Source organism: Croceivirga sp. JEA036, assembly GCF_011882165.1.
Classification (GTDB): Bacteria; Bacteroidota; Bacteroidia; order Flavobacteriales; family Flavobacteriaceae; genus Croceivirga.
Window position 1 is genome coordinate 47,434 of sequence record NZ_JAATON010000002.1, and the last position, 17,289, is coordinate 64,722.

Below are 17,289 nucleotides of genomic sequence, written 5' to 3' on the forward strand. Positions count from 1 at the left end.
GGCCAGAAAAACCGACCCAGAACCAATATTACTTTAAAATAAGTACAAGGTCGTCACCATTGACCAAAGTACCGCTAGGCAATTCAACACGGTCTACAACACCCTCTTCCGGAGCTGTAACCGTTGTTTCCATTTTCATTGCTTCTATAATGAACAAAGGCTGATTCTTTTTAATCTCTTGCCCATTTTTAACTAGTACATTACTTAGTAAACCTTGCAATGGCGAGCCAATTTCTTTGGGATTATTAGCATCTACCTTTTTGTTTTCTTGCTTGTCTACCTTTATACTCTTGTCTTTAACAACTACATTACGTAATTGCCCATTGACTTTAAAAAACAAATTGACATTACCACTAGAATCTGGCTCGCCAACAAGCATAAGTTGTACTAAGATGGTTTTACCTTTATCCATCTCTATCATTATTTCTTCCCCAATCTCCATTCCGTAGAAAAAGTTTTTGGTAGGAATAACCATAACATTACCATATAAGAGATGGTGCTGGTAGGCATCTTCAAATACTTTTGGATACAACTGATATGACAAGAAATCTGTCATCTCTAATTCCCGTCCCATTCCCTTGGTGTACTTGGCCTGAAACACTTTAAATTCCTCATCAAAATCTACAGGTTCCAAATGTGCATTGGGCCTATCCGTATATGGTTTTTCATCCTTTAGAACAATCTCTTGTAGACGTTTAGGAAAACCACCTGTAGGCTGCCCTAAATCGCCTCTAAAAAAACTCTTTACGGACTCAGGAAAAGAAATGCTATCCCCTCTTTCTAATACGTCTTTAACAGAATATCCATTGCTGATAAGGTATTGCGCCATATCACCCACCACTTTAGAGCTTGGTGTTACTTTAATAATGTCTCCAAAAAGTTCGTTGACCTCAGCATACATTTTAGTTACCTCCGGAAATTTATTCTCTAACCCTAAAGCTATAGCTTGCCCTTTTAGATTGGAATATTGTCCGCCAGGAATTTCATGAGTATACACTTCTCCTGTTCCTGCTTTTAATCCAGATTCAAATGGATAATAATACGTACGAACGGTTTCCCAGTAATTAGAATACTCTGCCAATTTTTCACGGTTCATTTTATTTTCACGTTCCGTAAAGCGAAGCATCTCTAACATAGAATTGAAGTTTGGCTGTGCTGTTAAGCCAGATAAGCCCCCAAGTGCCACGTCTACAACGTCCACACCTGCTTCTATAGCTTTTAAATACATGGCTGCTTGTACAGAAGAAGTATCGTGGGTATGTAAATGTATAGGAATATTTAGTTCTGATTTTAATGCAGAAATCAACTCAAACGCAGCTTGAGGTTTTAACAACCCTGCCATGTCTTTTACGCCTAATATATGTGCACCGGCATTTTCTATATCTTTAGCCAACTGCACATAATACTTTAGGTCATATTTAGATTTTTCCGGATTCAAGATATCGCCCGTATAACAAATAGAAGCTTCTGCCAAACCACCCGTATGCTTACGCACGTGTTCAATACATGGCGCTATGGATTGCATCCAATTTAGCGAATCAAAAATTCTGAAGACATCCAAACCTGTTTCCCAAGATTTTTCTACGAATTTTGCAATTAAGTTATCTGGATACGCCTTGTAACCCACGCCATTAGAACCACGAATAAGCATTTGCGTTAATACATTAGGCATCGCATTTCGCAGCAATGCTAAACGCTCCCAAGGGTTTTCTTTTAAGAATCTAAGGCAAACATCAAACGTAGCTCCACCCCAAATTTCCATGGAAAAGATTTCTGGATGATTCTTTGCATAACCTTCTGCCACTTTTAGCATATCTATAGTACGCATTCGTGTGGCTAATAAGCTCTGGTGCGCATCTCTAAAGGTAGTATCTGTAAAATGTACTTGCTTTTGGTCTTTAAGCCAATTAGCAAAACCTTCTGGACCTAATTCTGTTAATAAGTCTTTGGTACCTTTAGGGTAAGGTTGGTTTTTAGGGAAACTCGGTATTTGTGGCTTTGTAAAAACGCGGTCCTTATCTACTTTTTTAACATCTGGATTGCCATTTACTATAGTTTCTGCCAAATAACCTACCAACTTATTGGCACGGTTTCTAGACTCTCTGATTTTAAATAAGCTGGGTTCGTTCTTAATAAAGTTTACCGTTACCTCTCCCTGTCTAAAGGTAGGATGTAATAGAATGTTATCTAAAAACGGAATATTAGTATTTAACCCTCTAATTCTAAATTCTGCCAATGCTCTACGCATTTTTCTACAACAGCCATCTAAGGTTCTACTAGAAGCAGAAACTTTTACCAACATACTATCAAAAAATGGCGAAATACGGACCCCTTGGTAAATACTACCTGCATCTAAGCGTATGCCATGCCCAGATGCACTGCGGTATGTAGTAACAATACCATAATCTGGCTTAAAATCGTTGGTAGGGTCTTCCGTGGTTACCCTACATTGCAAAGCATAACCAGTGGCTACTACAGAGGCTTGGTCTTTAATTTTTATTTGCTGGTCTGCCAATTTATAGCCACCAGCAATAAATAATTGAGCTTTAACCAAATCTATTTTGGTAATCTCCTCTGTTACGGTATGCTCTACTTGTATACGAGGGTTTACTTCTATAAAATAAATGCTACCATCTTCGTCTACTAAAAATTCTACCGTTCCAATGTTATTGTAATCTACCGCCTTGCAAATTTTTATGGCATACTCGTATAATTTATCTCTTGTAGTTTGTGGTAAGCCTAAAGAAGGCGCAAACTCAATAACCTTCTGATATCTACGCTGTACGGAACAATCGCGCTCAAATAAATGCACCATGTTCCCATGCGTATCTGCCACAATTTGCACCTCTATATGCTTTGGATTTTCTACAAACTTTTCTAAGAAAACAGTATCATCTCCAAAAGCTTTCAAGGCTTCTCTTTGCGCTTCTGGATAGCCTTTTCTTAAATCGTCTGCAGTACGTATTACACGCATGCCCCGGCCACCACCGCCAGAAGCCGCTTTTAGCATAACAGGATAACCAATTGTATCTGCTTCTTCTAGAGCAATTTCTAGAGTAGTTAAATCTTCACTACTACTTTGGATAATGGGCACTTGTTGAGATACTGCTACTTCCTTAGCCGTAATCTTATCACCTAATGCTTTTAATACCGAAACTTTTGGCCCTACAAAAATGATATTATTATCTGCACATTTTTGAGCGAATTCTGCATTTTCTGACAAGAATCCGTATCCAGGATGTATAGCATCTACACCGTTAGCTGTTGCGATATTGATGATAGCGTCTATATCCAAATAAGGTTTTAAAGGCTCATCATCTTCCCCAACTTGATACGCTTCGTCTGCCTTGTACCGATGCAGAGAGTATCTATCCTCATAAGTATAAATACCTACAGTTTGCAATCCGATTTCTGCACATGCTCTAAAAATACGGATGGCGATTTCACCGCGATTCGCAACAAGAACCTTTTTAATTTCCATTGATTTTCTTAAATTTTAGAATTAGTTAATAGTTAGTGTATGTGGTATAGTATAATTCTTTAAGTAATGAATATTTTTCACAAAACTATCATTTAAACTAAAAAAATCACAAACTAAAACGTTGTAGTGCCATTAATTTATGATGATTATAAAAAAATAAATATTAGTTTACGTGTAGGTAAAAGGGATGTGAATATAAGAGAAGATAAAATTACCGATAAGTGTTTGGCGCAGGAAGAAAAAAGCTCATAGTAGAGATAACCATCGTAGAAAAATACAGGTTATACTATTAATATAGGATTAATCAATTTTAAATTGAAACTGCAGTTCCCCTTCATCCGAAATAGACAACTCGTAAGTATAAACTCCTAAAGGAAGAGAATCTGTCTGTATTTCTGGAACAAAACGTAAATCTAAAGAATCTGCAACTACGTGTACTGTGTCTTGTTGGTAAGCCCTTACTACTTCTTGATAATCAGAATAACCACCTGAAACAACATTTTCAAAAACTAGTCGCTCATCCCCAACGGTAACCGTTGTAAAATTAGTAGAACTACTATTTTGAATACGCAGATCTACACCTTCTAAATTATCATCCCTATCATTACATGCTGCAATGGCTGCAACAACTACCAATGACAAAATAAGCTTTCTCATAGTTTTCTATATACTATAAGAACGGTATAAATTGCAATTTAGTCTACCGGATAAATGCAGGTTCATTAGGTTTAAGGGTATGTTCTTGGCTAAACTGGTATCCATCATAGTCAAAGCCTTTTAATTGGTCTAGCGTTTCCACATCATTATCTATTATATAACGCACCATAGAGCCTCTAGCTTTTTTTGCATAAAAGCTAATAATCTTCAATTTATCATTCTTCCAATCTTTAAATACCGGAGAGATTACAGGTACTTTTAAAGTTTTAGTATCAATTGCTTTAAAGTACTCGTTGCTTGCTAGATTGATAAATAATTCGTCTTCTACCAACTCGTCATTCAAATGCTGTGTCAGCGTTTCTTTCCAAAACTCATACAAATTCTTTTTGCGCCCTACTTTTAACTGAGTACCCATTTCTAAACGGTAAGGCTGCATTAAATCTAAAGGTTTTAGAATCCCATATAAGCCAGATAAGATGCGAAGTTTTTGCTGTAGAGCATCTATTTTGTTTTCTGGAAGAGTATATATATCTAATCCTTGATACACATCGCCATTAAATGCATAAACTGCAGGTCTTGCATTCTCCGGAGTAAAAGGTGTAGAAAACTGTTGATTGCGTTCCCAATTAAGTTGCGCCAAACTATCACTAATATGCATCAACTCTGATAAAGCGTTTGGTTTTTTCTTTGCCAATACCGAGTTTAACTTACTTGCTTCTTCTAAAAATACAGGTTCTGTGTGTTTACTAGTGGGCAACTGTGTTTCAAAATCCAATGACTTTGCAGGAGAAATTACAATTTTCATAGTGTCTAAACTTTGGGTAAAAATACATTGCTTTTTAAAAAGACAAAATGCTTGCTGCAATGCTCTTTTCAATAGCAGAATTGAAAATCTTTATGATTCTTCTATACTGTTTTTGCTGTAGGAGCGCCATTTTTCTATGCACGCTTGCATATCTGCCGGTATTTCAGAATCAAATCTTAGCGCCTTTGCTGTAGTAGGGTGTACAAATCCTAAAGTCTTTGCGTGTAAAGCTTGTCTTGGTAATAATTTAAAGGCGTTGTCTACAAACTGTTTGTATTTGGTATAGGTTGTACCCTTAAGTATTTTATCTCCGCCGTAACGCTCATCATTAAATAAAGGATGACCTAGATACTTCATGTGCACCCTAATTTGGTGTGTTCTTCCTGTCTCTAATTTGCAAGACACTAGGGTTACATAACCAAATCGTTCTAAAACTTTATAATGCGTTACCGCTTCTTTACCAACATCGCCTTCTGGAAAAACCATCATTTGCAATCGGTTTTTTGGATTGCGTGCCAGATTCCCTTCTATAGTGCCTTGATCTTCTACCACATTACCCCAAACAAGGGCTACATACTCCCGTTCTGTAGTTTTATTAAAAAATTGCTCTGCCAGATGCGTCATAGCATGTTCTGTTTTAGCTACAACTAGCAATCCAGAAGTATCTTTATCAATACGGTGTACCAACCCCGGTCTGCCAGAACTATTATCTGGCAAATTTTCAAAGTGATAAACTAAAGCATTAATTAAAGTGCCAGAATAATTTCCGTGTCCAGGATGCACTACCATCCCTGGTTCTTTATTGACGACCAAAACCTCATCATCCTCATAAGCAATATCTAGCGGAATGTTTTCTGGGGTTAGCAAAAATTCATACGGCGGATGCTCAAATAACACTTTTACAACATCCCCCGCTTTAACTTTATAATTTTGCTTAACTTGAGTGTCATTTACCCAAATGTTTCCTGTTTTAGCAGCTTGTTGAATTTTATTGCGGGTGGCGTTTTCTATAAAATTCATTAAAAACTTATCCACTCTTAGTGGTTCTTGTCCTTTAGAAGCTACAAACTTATGGTGTTCGTATAAATCGTCTTGGTTAGGCCCAAAATCTTCCTCTTCTTCCATATACATTATTGGTCAGACTCCGTAGCTAAAATCTCTTCTGGGATAGTACCGTTACCACAAATAAGCTCCACTTTGGAGGTTTTTGGCAATTTTTCTCCAGGACTTATATCTTTTCCCTTGTATTTTACACGGTATACCATGTCTTTACCAAGTTCGTCTATGTAGGTTACACGTTGCACATCTAAACCAACTGCACGGAGCATGGCAGTAGCGTTTCTGCGAGTAACTTGTATAATTTTAGGCACAGATACTTTTTTATAACCAGAAGGGTTTACCGTAAAATATATTTTTCTGTTATGTTTTACTTTGGATCCAGCCTTAGGGTTTTGTTCTAATATGGAAAATCTTGGATATTCTGGGTTATAATCGGTAGAATCTAAAACCTCATAACGCAATCCTGCTTCTTCTGCTGTTTTACGCATATCCATCACAGACATTTTAGAAAAGTCTGGCACCTGTACAAACTCGCCATGATTGGTAGTGCTTTTTAACCAGCCTAAGATTACAAACACTAATAACACTATTAACACCAATGCAATAGCCAACTGTATTAAAAACGTCTTGCTTTTTAAAAAGTCAATAAAATCCTTCATAAGAAGTTGTTTGCGGACAAATATAGAAAAACGCCCTCTTTTTTTATTTACTTTGCCACCACATTAATTCTAAGGAATGAAAATAAATATAGCTGTTGTCATGGGTGGTTTTTCTAGCGAAAAAGAAATCTCCATGAAAAGTGGAAGTGTTGTAATGAAGCATTTAGACACTACCAAATACAATACCTACGGCATTGTTATCACAAAAAATTCTTGGTATCACCAAGATATTAGTGGCAAAAAGTATGAGATTGACAAACACGATTTCTCTTTAGAATTACCTAGTGGCAAGATTACTTTTGATTGTGTTTTTAACGCCATCCATGGTACTCCAGGAGAAGATGGCCTATTACAAGGATATTTTGAGCTACTACAATTACCACAAACCGCCTGTAATGCGTACCAGGCGGCTCTAACTTTTAATAAACGTGATTTACTAAGCACCTTAAAACCGTATGGAATTAAATGTGCTAAATCTTACCCTTTAAACGAAGGAGACGTTATAGATGTAGAGGGTATTGTAGAGACAGTAGGCTTACCATGTTTTGTAAAAGCAAATAAGGCAGGTAGTAGTTTTGGAATTTCTAAAGTACATAAGAAAGAAGATATTGCTATCGCGATTGTAATGGCGTTTAAAGAAGATGATGAAATTATAATAGAGTCTTTTTTAGAAGGTACAGAAGTCTCTGTGGGCGTAATTACGTATAAGGATGAAATTAAAGTACTACCAGTTACTGAAATAGTTTCTGAGAACGATTTTTTTGACTACCAAGCTAAATACGAAGGTAAATCTCAAGAAATAACGCCAGCAAGAATATCAGATATTCAGCTACAAAATGTGGCCAGTGTAGCCACCAAAATTTATAAAGTATTAAAACTAAAAGGGTACACCAGAAGTGAATTTATTTTTATTGGGGACCAACCTTATTTATTAGAAGTAAATACGACACCTGGATTAACAGAAGAAAGCATTTTACCGCAACAAGCACAAGCTGCAGGCATAAGTCTAGCTCAACTTTTTGAAAGTGCAATTACAGAGGCTTTAAAGTAGAGAATAATCGTTACTTTTAAGCCAACGATTTACAACAAATGAGACGCGCTATATTTCCAGGGTCCTTTGACCCTCTTACCTTAGGACATTATGATATTATCCAAAGAGGTATTACCCTTTTTGATGAGTTAATCATTGCTATTGGTATTAATGCAGACAAAAAGTATATGTTTAGTTTAGAAGAGCGTCAGAAATTTATAGAAGAAGCGTTTAAGGACCAACCCAAAATAAAAGTGCTGACCTATGAGGGTTTAACAGTGGATTTCTGTAAAAGCATTAATGCTAATTTCATTTTAAGAGGATTGAGAAATCCTGCTGATTTTGAGTTCGAAAAAGCTATTGCTCACACCAATAGAAAATTATCAGAAATAGAGACGGTTTTTTTGCTCACCTCTTCTGGCAAGTCTTACATTAGTAGTTCTATAGTTAGAGATGTAATACGAAATGGGGGAAATTATACAGGGTTGGTACCAGATACCGTTCGCTATACAGCTCAACCTTAGTTAACAACCATTCACCTATAGCATATCTCCTTTCAATCAGAATGAGCAGGATTTAAAGGAAAAACCACATTTTTTTGTAGCTACACAACAAAAAGTCTTTTCTGTAGTACTATATTTATAGTATTGTAAGAAATTTCTTGTATTTGTGCGATTAACACCAAACACTTTGAAAGCTACTATTAACTCTTATTCCATAAAGGAATTGCCTATTATGATGGCAATGATTAACACTGATGGCGTGTTAGTTGAAGCCACCAAAAAGTGGGCAAAATTCTATGGTTTTAAGGGAGATTCTTTTATTGGCTTGCACTTAACAGAGATATTTAAGGGGGAGCAATGCGAGCAACAGAAAGAAATTTTTGAAGACGTACTTAAAGGAATTCACAAACAAGGTATTTGCGACCATAATGAGCACCAATATTTTAAATGGGATTTCTCGCCTTGGTTATCTGATGACATGGAGCTTTTAGGAACAGTTCTAAAAATTGAAGACATTACCCAAGAACTACAAACTAATCTTAAATACGATAAGCTAGACAATTTACTAAACATACAAAGCGAAATTTCTAAAGTGGGTATTTGGGAGTACGACATGTTCTCTAAAACCATTACATGGTCTAAAACCACTAAAGATATTTATGATGTACCTTTAGATTTTGAACCCACCGTAGAGAACTTCATTAAATTTTATGATGGTGAAGAAGCCAAAGAATCCATGAAAAACCTATACAAAACCAGTGCAGAAATAGGGATTACTTGGCATAAAACCATGAAAATTAATAGCGCCAAAGGCGTTAAAAAACATATTATAACCGCGTGTAGGCCAATAACACAAAACAAAAAAGTGGTAAAGCTCGTGGGAACCGTGCAAGATGTAAGTGAACAAGTAAATGCAAAAATACAGATTGTAGAAAACGAAAAGTTATTACGTACGCTGATAGACAGCCTACCTGTTAGTATCTATATTAAAGATTTAGAATCTAGAAAGGTTATGATTAACCAACAAGAATGTAAATTTTTTAATAAAACGGAAGAAGAGATACTAGGAAAAAATGATTTTGACTTATTTGAGCCAGAACTAGCACAAATTTTAAGGAAGGAAGACCTTGACGTAATGGAAAGCAAAGAGCCTATGTTGGGCAAAAGGTTTACCTACCGCAATGCCACAGGAGAAAGCTTATCTTTTTTAACCTCTAAGTTGCCACTACTAGATATTAAAGGAAGAGTAAAGGGTTTAATAGGTATCAGTTTAGATATTTCTGATGTGGTAAGTAAAGAAGCAGAACTGCAAGAGTTAATTAAAGTAACTGCGGTTCAAAATAAAAAGCTTCTCAATTTCGCCCATATTGTTAGCCATAATATCCGTTCGCATTCTGCCAACTTTACCATGCTATTAAATTTCTTAAATATTGAGAGTGATGGTATAGAGAAGCAAAAATTAATGGACATGTTAACGGAAACAGCTAGCAAATTATCAGAAACCTTGGAACACCTTAATGAAGTTTTAGAAATTAATGCCAATTTAAAATTAGAGAAGGAGCCTATAAATCTCTATGAAGCTACCATCAAGGCACTTAATAATTTAAGGACACAAATTTTAGATTCCGACATAAATGTAAAGGTTACCATAGATGATACTATTGTAGTACAAGCTGTTCCACAATATCTAGAAAATATCATCACCCAATTTATAAGCAATAGCATAAAGTATAGACATCCAGATAAGCCATTGGTTATAGACATAAAAAGTAGTATTACTGAAAGTAAAGTACTCCTTAATGTTACAGATAACGGCTTAGGATTTGACATTTACCAACATCAAGATAAGTTATTTGGTATGTATAAGACGTTTCATGATAATCCAGATGCAAAAGGCATCGGTTTATTCATTGCTAAAAACCAAGCAGAAGCTATGGGAGCAAAGTTAGCGGTATGTAGTGAAATTAATGAAGGAGCAACATTTAGCATCATTTTTAAACATGGAGAACAATAAAGTATTTATAGTAGACGATGATATGATTACCGTCTTTGGACTCAAAAAAATATTAGGCAAATTTCAACTTGCTATAGAAATAGATGATTTTGGCAACGGAGCTGATGCGCTTGCTGCTATTAAACTAATTATTGAGCAAAATAAAAGCATTCCTAACCTTATTTTCCTAGACATAAATATGCCTATCATGGATGGATGGACATTTTTAGAAGAATTTATAGCCCTACCTATAGATAAGCTCATAAATATTAAAATTATTACCTCCTCTATTGATAAGGCTGACCGGGATAAATGGCATTATTTCTCAGAAAACACCAAGCATCGTATAGATTTTCTTACGAAACCTATCTATAAATTAGACATTAATGATTTGTCTGTATTAAATATGGCTTCGTAAGGCATAATAGCTAATTTAGCGTCACAACTCTTTAATTTTTTTAAATGAAATTGGTTTGGCGCTCACTTAGTTTAATTGTTTTTTTGATTCTTATTGCTTGTGATGAACAAACGGAAAAGAACGAGCAAACGTTTAAAACCACCTTTGAAAATAGCGGTGGAACGGAAACTGCCACCTACCAGGAGGTCATAGATTTCTATTTAAATCTAGCTAAAGAATACCCAGAAATACATGTCCAAAACATTGGTGCTACAGATAGTGGCAAACCCCTTCATTTAGTTACTTACAATCCCGATGGCAACTTCAACTTTAAAAAACTTCAGGAAGACAAAACCATTTTACTTATAAATAACGGTATACATCCGGGAGAAAGTGATGGTATAGATGCCTCTATGATGCTTTTTAGAGATTTAGCTAATAATAAAATACCTACTCCTAAAAATACCATTCTAACAACCATTCCAGTTTACAACGTGGGTGGTATGCTCAACAGAAATAGTACTAGTAGAGCCAATCAAAATGGCCCCAAGGCATACGGGTTTAGAGGCAATGCCCGTAATTTTGATTTAAACCGGGACTTTATAAAAATGGACACCAAAAACGCCGCTACTTTTGCCACAATATTCCACATGGTAAAACCAGATGTTTTTGTTGATAACCATGTAAGTAATGGTGCAGATTATCAATATACTTTAACACATTTATTTACCCAACACAACAAACTTGGAGGTGCCGCTGGCGATTTTTTACATAGCACGCTAATGCCACAATTAGAACAAAAATTAGCTGTACATAAATGGGATATTACCCCTTATGTAAATGTATTTAACAAACCTCCAGAAACTGGTTTTTCCCAATTTCTGGATAATCCAAGATACTCCACCGGGTACACCACCCTTTGGAATACGTTAGGCTTAATGGTAGAAACACATATGCTAAAACCTTATAAACAACGGGTAGAAGGAACATATGAGCTTATGAAACAATTAGTAGTTCTAACAGAGGAGCATCACAAAAAAATTAAAAATCTGCGAAAGGAAGCTCAACAAACAGCTTTAACCTTAGAGAAATATCCTTTGCGTTGGGAACTAGATTCCACCCAAGTAACTACCCTAAATTTTAAAGGCTACAAAGCAGACACCATCGCTAGCGCCATAACAGGCTTTAATCGATTAAAGTATAACAGAGATTCTACGTTTACCAAGCAAGTTCCTTATTACAATTATTATAAAGGCACAGAAGAGGTAGAGGTACCAGCGGCTTACCTTATTAAAAAGAGTTGGAGCACTGTTTTAGAACGCTTGTCACAAAATGGTATTAGCTATCAAACCATAGCAAAAGATACTGTTTTAGAGGTAGAAGCATACAAGATTGCTAGTTATGAAACTTATTCTAATGCATATGAAGGTCATTATCCTCATTACGACACCAGAGTGACCAAGAGCTCCAAAAGCATAGCCTTAGAAAAAGGAGATGTTTTGGTTAAAACCAACCAATTAGGAGTACGATATGTGTTAGAAGTTTTAGAGCCTACCGCGGTAGATTCTTTTTTTAATTGGAACTTTTTTGACACGATTTTACAGCAGAAGGAAGGATTTTCTCCCTATGTATTTGAGGATACTGCCTTAGAAATTTTAGAAAATAATTCTATCCTAAAAGATAGTTTAATGGCCAAAAAACAACGGGAACCAAGTTTTGCCAATAACTGGTATGCGCAATTAGACTATATTTTTAACCATTCTCAATTATACGAAAGAGCACACTTAAGTTATCCTATTTATCGTGTTACAAAAGGCAAATACAATTTAGAAGGGTTAATCCAATAAGTCAGCATCAAACAACAATTTGATGTTTTCGTAGGTATTTTTGAGGGCTTTTCGTGTCTTACGAGGCCCTTTCCATTTTACTTTGCTAATACCCTCTTCTTGCTGAGGAACGAGTTTTTTATCATAATTCGTAGACATATGGTACCAATAGGTCCGCTTTAACTTAAACTTTCCTTTTCGCTTAAAAACATGGTAGGTAGTTTGTAAAAAATCGCCTAAAACTAAATTAGCTACTCCAGTTTCTTCTTCTACTTCTCGTAATGCCGCATCCTCAATACGCTCTCCTTCTTCTAACTTGCCCTTAGGCAAATCCCAAACACCATTTCTAAATATAAAAAGTACTTTGCCCTTAGGATTTTTAACCAATCCACCAGCAGCATCTACAAAAGGTATTTCTTTTGTAAATTCTGACAGAATTGCTCCGTTAGGATCTAAAAGATAAGTTTCTTTTAAGGTACCATCTAAATAGTGCTGAAGAACATCTTGTATTTTAATTTCCTCTATATTAAATACCCTTACCGTTGTATTTTTGGGTTTTTTATTGGTTAAATAAAGGGGCGCTTCATTCACAAAAACTTTATACATTTGCCGCATGATTTTGGATAAGAACAGTGCTAAAAAAACTGCCGAACTTTTGCTGCAAATTAATGCAATTAAGTTGAGTCCAGAAAACCCCTTTACTTGGGCATCTGGCTGGCAATCTCCCATCTATTGTGACAATAGAATTTTACTCTCTTACCCTAAAATACGTAATTACGTAAGGGAAGAAATGGCAAAACAAGTTGAAAAATTGTATGGTAAACCAGACGTTATTGCTGGGGTAGCTACTGGCGCCATAGGTATAGGCATTTTAGTAGCAGAAGCGCTAGGTTTGCCTTTTGTCTACGTACGTCCAGAACCCAAATCTCATGGTAGACAAAACCAGATAGAAGGGTATTTAGAGAAAGGTAAAACGGTAGTAGTAATAGAAGACTTAATCAGCACAGGTAAGAGCAGTTTAAATGCTGTAACTGCCTTAGAAAACGCAGGTGCAGAAGTAAAAGGCATGCTTGCTATATTCACCTACGGATTCCCCGCTGCTGCAGAAAACTTTAACGCTGCAGAGCTTGAACTGCATACATTAAGTGATTATCATCATTTAATTGAGCAAGCATCAGAAACCCATTACGTTAAAGAAGAACAACTAAAAACCCTTTTAGAGTGGCGAGAAGCCCCTGCTAATTGGAAACCCTAAGCATTATGCATATAGAGACCCCTAAAAAAACCGTAAATCAAAGTGCGGAACAAGTGTTTATCTTTTTATCAGACATCAAAAACTTTAAAGTTTTAATGCCAGATAATATTGACAAATTTGAAGTGTTAGACGAAAACACTTTTAAGTTTGCTTTAAAAGGTATGCCAGAGATTATTTTAAGATTAAAAGAGCAGATTCCTAATTCTAAAGTAATTCTAGGAGCCGCCTCTGACAAATTACCATTTACCTTAACGGCAGACATCGAAGAAATAGCGACCAGTAAAAGTGAAGTTACACTAAGTTTTGAGGGCGAATTTAACGCAATGATGGCTATGATGATAAAAAAGCCTATCACCAACTTTATGGACACTCTTACCACAAACATGGATAAAATAGGTCAGTAAAACAATTGCACCTCCTTAAAGGCATAGTCTTTTATACTATCGTCTTCTAATTGCAATTGCAATCTACCCTCTAGGGACACTCCTAAAATTACAGCACTAAATTGTTTTTTATGGGTGTCCTTAAAGGTAGACACCGTCCCTCTTCTAAATAATAAATTTTCATACTCCTTCTTTAAGAATTCGTATTTAGATACAGGATAGTCTGTAATACACTCCTTTAAATTTTTAATGAGGATTTGTAGTACTTCTTCTCTATCCTTTTCCTTGCCAGTTTGAAGTAAAACAGAAGTTGCACTGGGCAAATTGTTAAAAGATTCTTGATTTACATTTAAGCCAATACCAATAATCGATTTTTTAATATGGCCAGTTTGCAATAGGTTTTCTATGAGAATTCCACATATTTTTTTATTGCCTGCCATAATGTCGTTAGGCCATTTTACCCTGACACGCCCAACTGACAGGTCTTTCAAGGTCTTTGCTATTGCTAAAGACACCACACAATTTAAATAAAAAAAATCCTCTACATGCAAAGCATCAAACTTCTTTAACACACTTAATGTTAGGTTTTTAAAGGGTTCAGACTGCCATATATTTCCTACTTGCCCCCTTCCTTGAGTCTGTTCATCACAAACTACCAGAGTAAAATCTGAAACGGGGGCATCCAAAACAAGTTGTTTTAAATACAAATTGGTAGATTCCGTGGCACTAAGTTTGATTATTTGCATGTGGTTCTCTTAATTGCAGTTTCAATGTTATGTTAAAAACTCAATTGAGCAAAACAAAAAAATAATAACTTTGTAAAAATTTAAAATTATTGGATGCAGAAAAACAAAGCTAGTGCAGATGAACTGATTGCCTTAATCATCGCAGGTATAGAAGATGTAAAAGGAATAGATATAAACCTATTAGATTTAAGAGAAATAGAAAATACGGTTTGCGACTACTTTGTTATCTGTAACGGAACATCCAACACCCACGTCAACGCCATAGTATCTTCCATTCAAAAAACCGTAAGTAAAGCCATTAAGGATAAACCATGGCATATAGAAGGTTCTGATAATGCAGAATGGGTACTAATGGATTATGTTAATGTTGTTGTTCACGTATTCCAAAAGCATGTTCGTGAGTATTACGATATAGAAGGTCTTTGGGGAGATGCCAAAGTAACTATGGTCGAGAGCAGCTATAATTAAAAAAGAATGGCTAGAGAAAACAATTCCAACACACCCAAAAAACCCCGTTTTAGTTCTTGGTGGATATATGGTGTAATCATTGCCCTAATTTTGGGCTTTCAATTTTTTGGTAGTGCAGCTTTTTCCAACACAGAGAAAACTACAACATCAGAAATGCAAGAGTTTTTACGTAATGGAGATATTGATAAAATTGTTATCATCACCAACACTCGTAAGGCTAAAATATTTTTAAAGCAAGAGGCGCTAAGCAAAGAAATACACAAAGGCGTGTCAGAAAAATCTTTAATTCCGTCTGCAGGTATGGTGCCGCAGTATATTTTAGATTACGGAGATTTACAAATTTTTCAGAATGAAATTTCAGACATCAAAAAAGAAAACAATTTAGATACTATTGTTGAGTTTGATACGGAATCTAACATTTTTGGAGATTTACTATTGTCTCTACTTCCCTTTGTTTTAATCATTGGAATTTGGATTTATCTAATGCGTAGAATGTCTGGAGGCGCCGGTGGTGGTGCTGGCGGTCAAATATTTAACATTGGCAAGTCTAAAGCTAAGTTGTTTGATGAAAAAACAGACACTAGAACTTCTTTTAAAGATGTAGCTGGTTTAGAAGGTGCTAAAGAAGAAGTACAAGAAATTGTGGAATTCTTAAGAAACCCAGATAAATATACCTCTTTAGGAGGTAAAATTCCTAAAGGAGCCCTTTTAGTTGGCCCTCCTGGAACAGGGAAAACTTTACTTGCAAAAGCAGTTGCGGGTGAAGCTAAAGTGCCTTTCTTTTCATTATCTGGTTCTGATTTTGTAGAAATGTTTGTAGGTGTAGGAGCCTCTAGAGTAAGAGACCTATTTAAACAAGCAAAGGATAAATCGCCTGCTATCATTTTCATAGATGAGATAGATGCTATTGGTAGGGCAAGAGGTAAAAATAATTTTACAGGTTCTAACGATGAGCGCGAAAATACCTTAAACCAGCTACTGACCGAAATGGATGGTTTTGGCACCAACACTAACGTAATTGTATTGGCTGCTACTAACCGTGCAGATGTTTTGGATAAAGCTTTAATGCGTGCTGGTCGTTTTGATAGGCAGATTTATGTAGACCTTCCGGATATCCGGGAACGTAAAGAAATATTTGAGGTTCACCTTAGACCTATTAAAACAGCAGAAACATTGGATTTAGATTTCCTTGCTAAACAAACTCCTGGATTCTCTGGGGCTGATATTGCCAACGTTTGTAATGAAGCTGCTTTAATTGCTGCACGTAAAGAACGTAAAGCGGTAACTAAGCAAGATTTCTTGGATGCCGTAGATAGAATTGTTGGTGGTTTGGAGAAAAAGAACAAAATCATTACTCCAGAAGAAAAGAAAACAATTGCTTACCATGAAGCAGGCCACGCTACCGTTAGTTGGATGACAGAACATGCTGCTCCTTTGGTAAAAGTAACCATAGTTCCAAGAGGTCAGTCTTTGGGTGCTGCCTGGTATCTTCCAGAAGAACGCCTTATTGTTAGACCAGAACAAATGTTAGACGAAATGTGTGCCACCATGGGCGGTAGAGCTGCAGAAAAAGTAATGTTCGATAAGATTTCTACAGGAGCTTTATCTGATTTAGAAAAGGTAACTAAGCAAGCTAGAGCAATGGTTACTATCTATGGTCTTAATGACACTCTTGGTAATATTACCTATTATGATTCTTCTGGTCAAAATGAATACGGTTTCTCTAAACCTTACAGTGAAGAAACTGCGCAGAAAATTGACACAGAAATATCTAAAATCATTGAGGAGCAATACCAAAGAGCTATTAAGCTTTTAATTGATAATAAGGATAAGCTTACAGAGTTAGCAGAGCGCTTACTAGAAAAAGAGGTTATTTTTAAAGACGATTTGGAGAAAATTTTTGGCAAGAGACCATTTGACAAAAATGAAAATAATGATAGTAACACTCCTACAGAGGAAACTATTAATGAAACTCCTAGTATTTAAGAGTAAACCATCAGAACAGACATTACAAAGTAATTGCGTCA

The 17,289-nt window shown here is 35.9% G+C and carries 16 protein-coding genes; 9 read left to right on the plus strand and 7 right to left on the minus strand.

Going from position 1 to position 17,289, the window contains the following annotated elements:
- Positions 1-28: 28 nt before the first annotated feature.
- The 5 genes from HCO57_RS05075 to HCO57_RS05095 all read right to left on the minus strand — a co-directional run bounded on the left by HCO57_RS05075 (position 29) and on the right by HCO57_RS05095 (position 6,661).
- Positions 29-3,481 carry a pyruvate carboxylase gene (locus tag HCO57_RS05075; RefSeq protein ID WP_167988151.1) on the minus strand — a complete coding sequence of 1,151 codons (3,453 nt, stop codon included), beginning with the start codon at positions 3,479-3,481 and terminating at the stop codon, positions 29-31.
- Between the two features lie 300 nt (positions 3,482-3,781).
- The gene (locus HCO57_RS05080) at positions 3,782-4,138 is read right to left on the minus strand and encodes a hypothetical protein (protein ID WP_167988152.1); all 357 of its coding nucleotides are present in this window, start codon (positions 4,136-4,138) and stop codon (positions 3,782-3,784) included.
- A gap of 43 nt (positions 4,139-4,181) precedes the next feature.
- Entirely contained in the window at positions 4,182-4,943 is a 762-nt protein-coding gene (yaaA, locus tag HCO57_RS05085) for a peroxide stress protein YaaA (RefSeq protein WP_167988153.1), read from the minus strand.
- 90 nt (positions 4,944-5,033) lie between these two features.
- The gene (locus HCO57_RS05090; protein ID WP_410492683.1) at positions 5,034-6,068 is read right to left on the minus strand and encodes an RluA family pseudouridine synthase; all 1,035 of its coding nucleotides are present in this window, start codon (positions 6,066-6,068) and stop codon (positions 5,034-5,036) included.
- A gap of 5 nt (positions 6,069-6,073) precedes the next feature.
- The gene (locus HCO57_RS05095; protein ID WP_167988155.1) at positions 6,074-6,661 is read right to left on the minus strand and encodes a PASTA domain-containing protein; all 588 of its coding nucleotides are present in this window, start codon (positions 6,659-6,661) and stop codon (positions 6,074-6,076) included.
- A 76-nt stretch (positions 6,662-6,737) separates the two neighbouring features.
- On the opposite strand from HCO57_RS05095, the gene HCO57_RS05100 reads away from it, so the two are divergent.
- The 5 genes from HCO57_RS05100 (at position 6,738) to HCO57_RS05120 (ending at position 12,431) form a co-directional block, all read left to right on the plus strand.
- Positions 6,738-7,712 carry a D-alanine--D-alanine ligase gene (locus HCO57_RS05100; protein WP_167988156.1) on the plus strand — a complete coding sequence of 325 codons (975 nt, stop codon included), beginning with the start codon at positions 6,738-6,740 and terminating at the stop codon, positions 7,710-7,712.
- A 38-nt stretch (positions 7,713-7,750) separates the two neighbouring features.
- A complete protein-coding gene (gene coaD, locus HCO57_RS05105) occupies positions 7,751-8,215 on the plus strand; it encodes a pantetheine-phosphate adenylyltransferase (RefSeq protein WP_167988157.1) in 465 nt (154 codons plus the stop codon).
- 166 nt (positions 8,216-8,381) lie between these two features.
- A complete protein-coding gene (locus HCO57_RS05110) occupies positions 8,382-10,208 on the plus strand; it encodes a PAS domain-containing protein (RefSeq protein ID WP_167988158.1) in 1,827 nt (608 codons plus the stop codon).
- The gene (locus HCO57_RS05115) at positions 10,195-10,605 is read left to right on the plus strand and encodes a response regulator (RefSeq protein ID WP_167988159.1); all 411 of its coding nucleotides are present in this window, start codon (positions 10,195-10,197) and stop codon (positions 10,603-10,605) included. The genes HCO57_RS05110 and HCO57_RS05115 overlap by 14 nt, the downstream gene beginning before the upstream one ends.
- A gap of 44 nt (positions 10,606-10,649) precedes the next feature.
- Complete coding sequence (locus HCO57_RS05120) at positions 10,650-12,431, plus strand: M14 family metallopeptidase (protein ID WP_167988160.1); 1,782 nt, start codon at positions 10,650-10,652, stop codon at positions 12,429-12,431.
- Here the strand turns inward: HCO57_RS05120 and HCO57_RS05125 are convergent.
- Positions 12,420-13,016, minus strand: a complete 597-nt coding sequence (locus HCO57_RS05125) for an NUDIX hydrolase (RefSeq protein ID WP_167988161.1) — start codon at positions 13,014-13,016, stop codon at positions 12,420-12,422. The two genes, HCO57_RS05120 and HCO57_RS05125, sit on opposite strands and share 12 nt — an antisense overlap.
- 7 nt (positions 13,017-13,023) lie before the next feature.
- Here HCO57_RS05125 and pyrE point away from each other — a divergent pair, with 7 nt between their 5' ends.
- The gene (gene pyrE, locus HCO57_RS05130; RefSeq protein WP_136951846.1) at positions 13,024-13,665 is read left to right on the plus strand and encodes an orotate phosphoribosyltransferase; all 642 of its coding nucleotides are present in this window, start codon (positions 13,024-13,026) and stop codon (positions 13,663-13,665) included.
- 5 nt (positions 13,666-13,670) lie between these two features.
- A complete protein-coding gene (locus tag HCO57_RS05135; protein WP_167988162.1) occupies positions 13,671-14,069 on the plus strand; it encodes an SRPBCC family protein in 399 nt (132 codons plus the stop codon).
- Here HCO57_RS05135 and HCO57_RS05140 read toward each other — a convergent pair.
- Positions 14,063-14,794 carry a biotin--[acetyl-CoA-carboxylase] ligase gene (locus tag HCO57_RS05140; protein WP_167988163.1) on the minus strand — a complete coding sequence of 244 codons (732 nt, stop codon included), beginning with the start codon at positions 14,792-14,794 and terminating at the stop codon, positions 14,063-14,065. The genes HCO57_RS05135 and HCO57_RS05140 overlap by 7 nt on opposite strands.
- A gap of 93 nt (positions 14,795-14,887) precedes the next feature.
- Between HCO57_RS05140 and rsfS the strand changes: the two genes are divergently transcribed.
- Positions 14,888-15,262 (plus strand): ribosome silencing factor, encoded by a 375-nt coding sequence (gene rsfS, locus HCO57_RS05145; protein ID WP_136951843.1) that lies wholly within the window; start codon positions 14,888-14,890, stop codon positions 15,260-15,262.
- Between the two features lie 6 nt (positions 15,263-15,268).
- Positions 15,269-17,248, plus strand: coding sequence for an ATP-dependent zinc metalloprotease FtsH (gene ftsH / locus HCO57_RS05150; protein WP_167988164.1), 1,980 nt, complete (start codon positions 15,269-15,271; stop codon positions 17,246-17,248).
- The last annotated feature ends 41 nt before the right edge of the window (positions 17,249-17,289 follow it).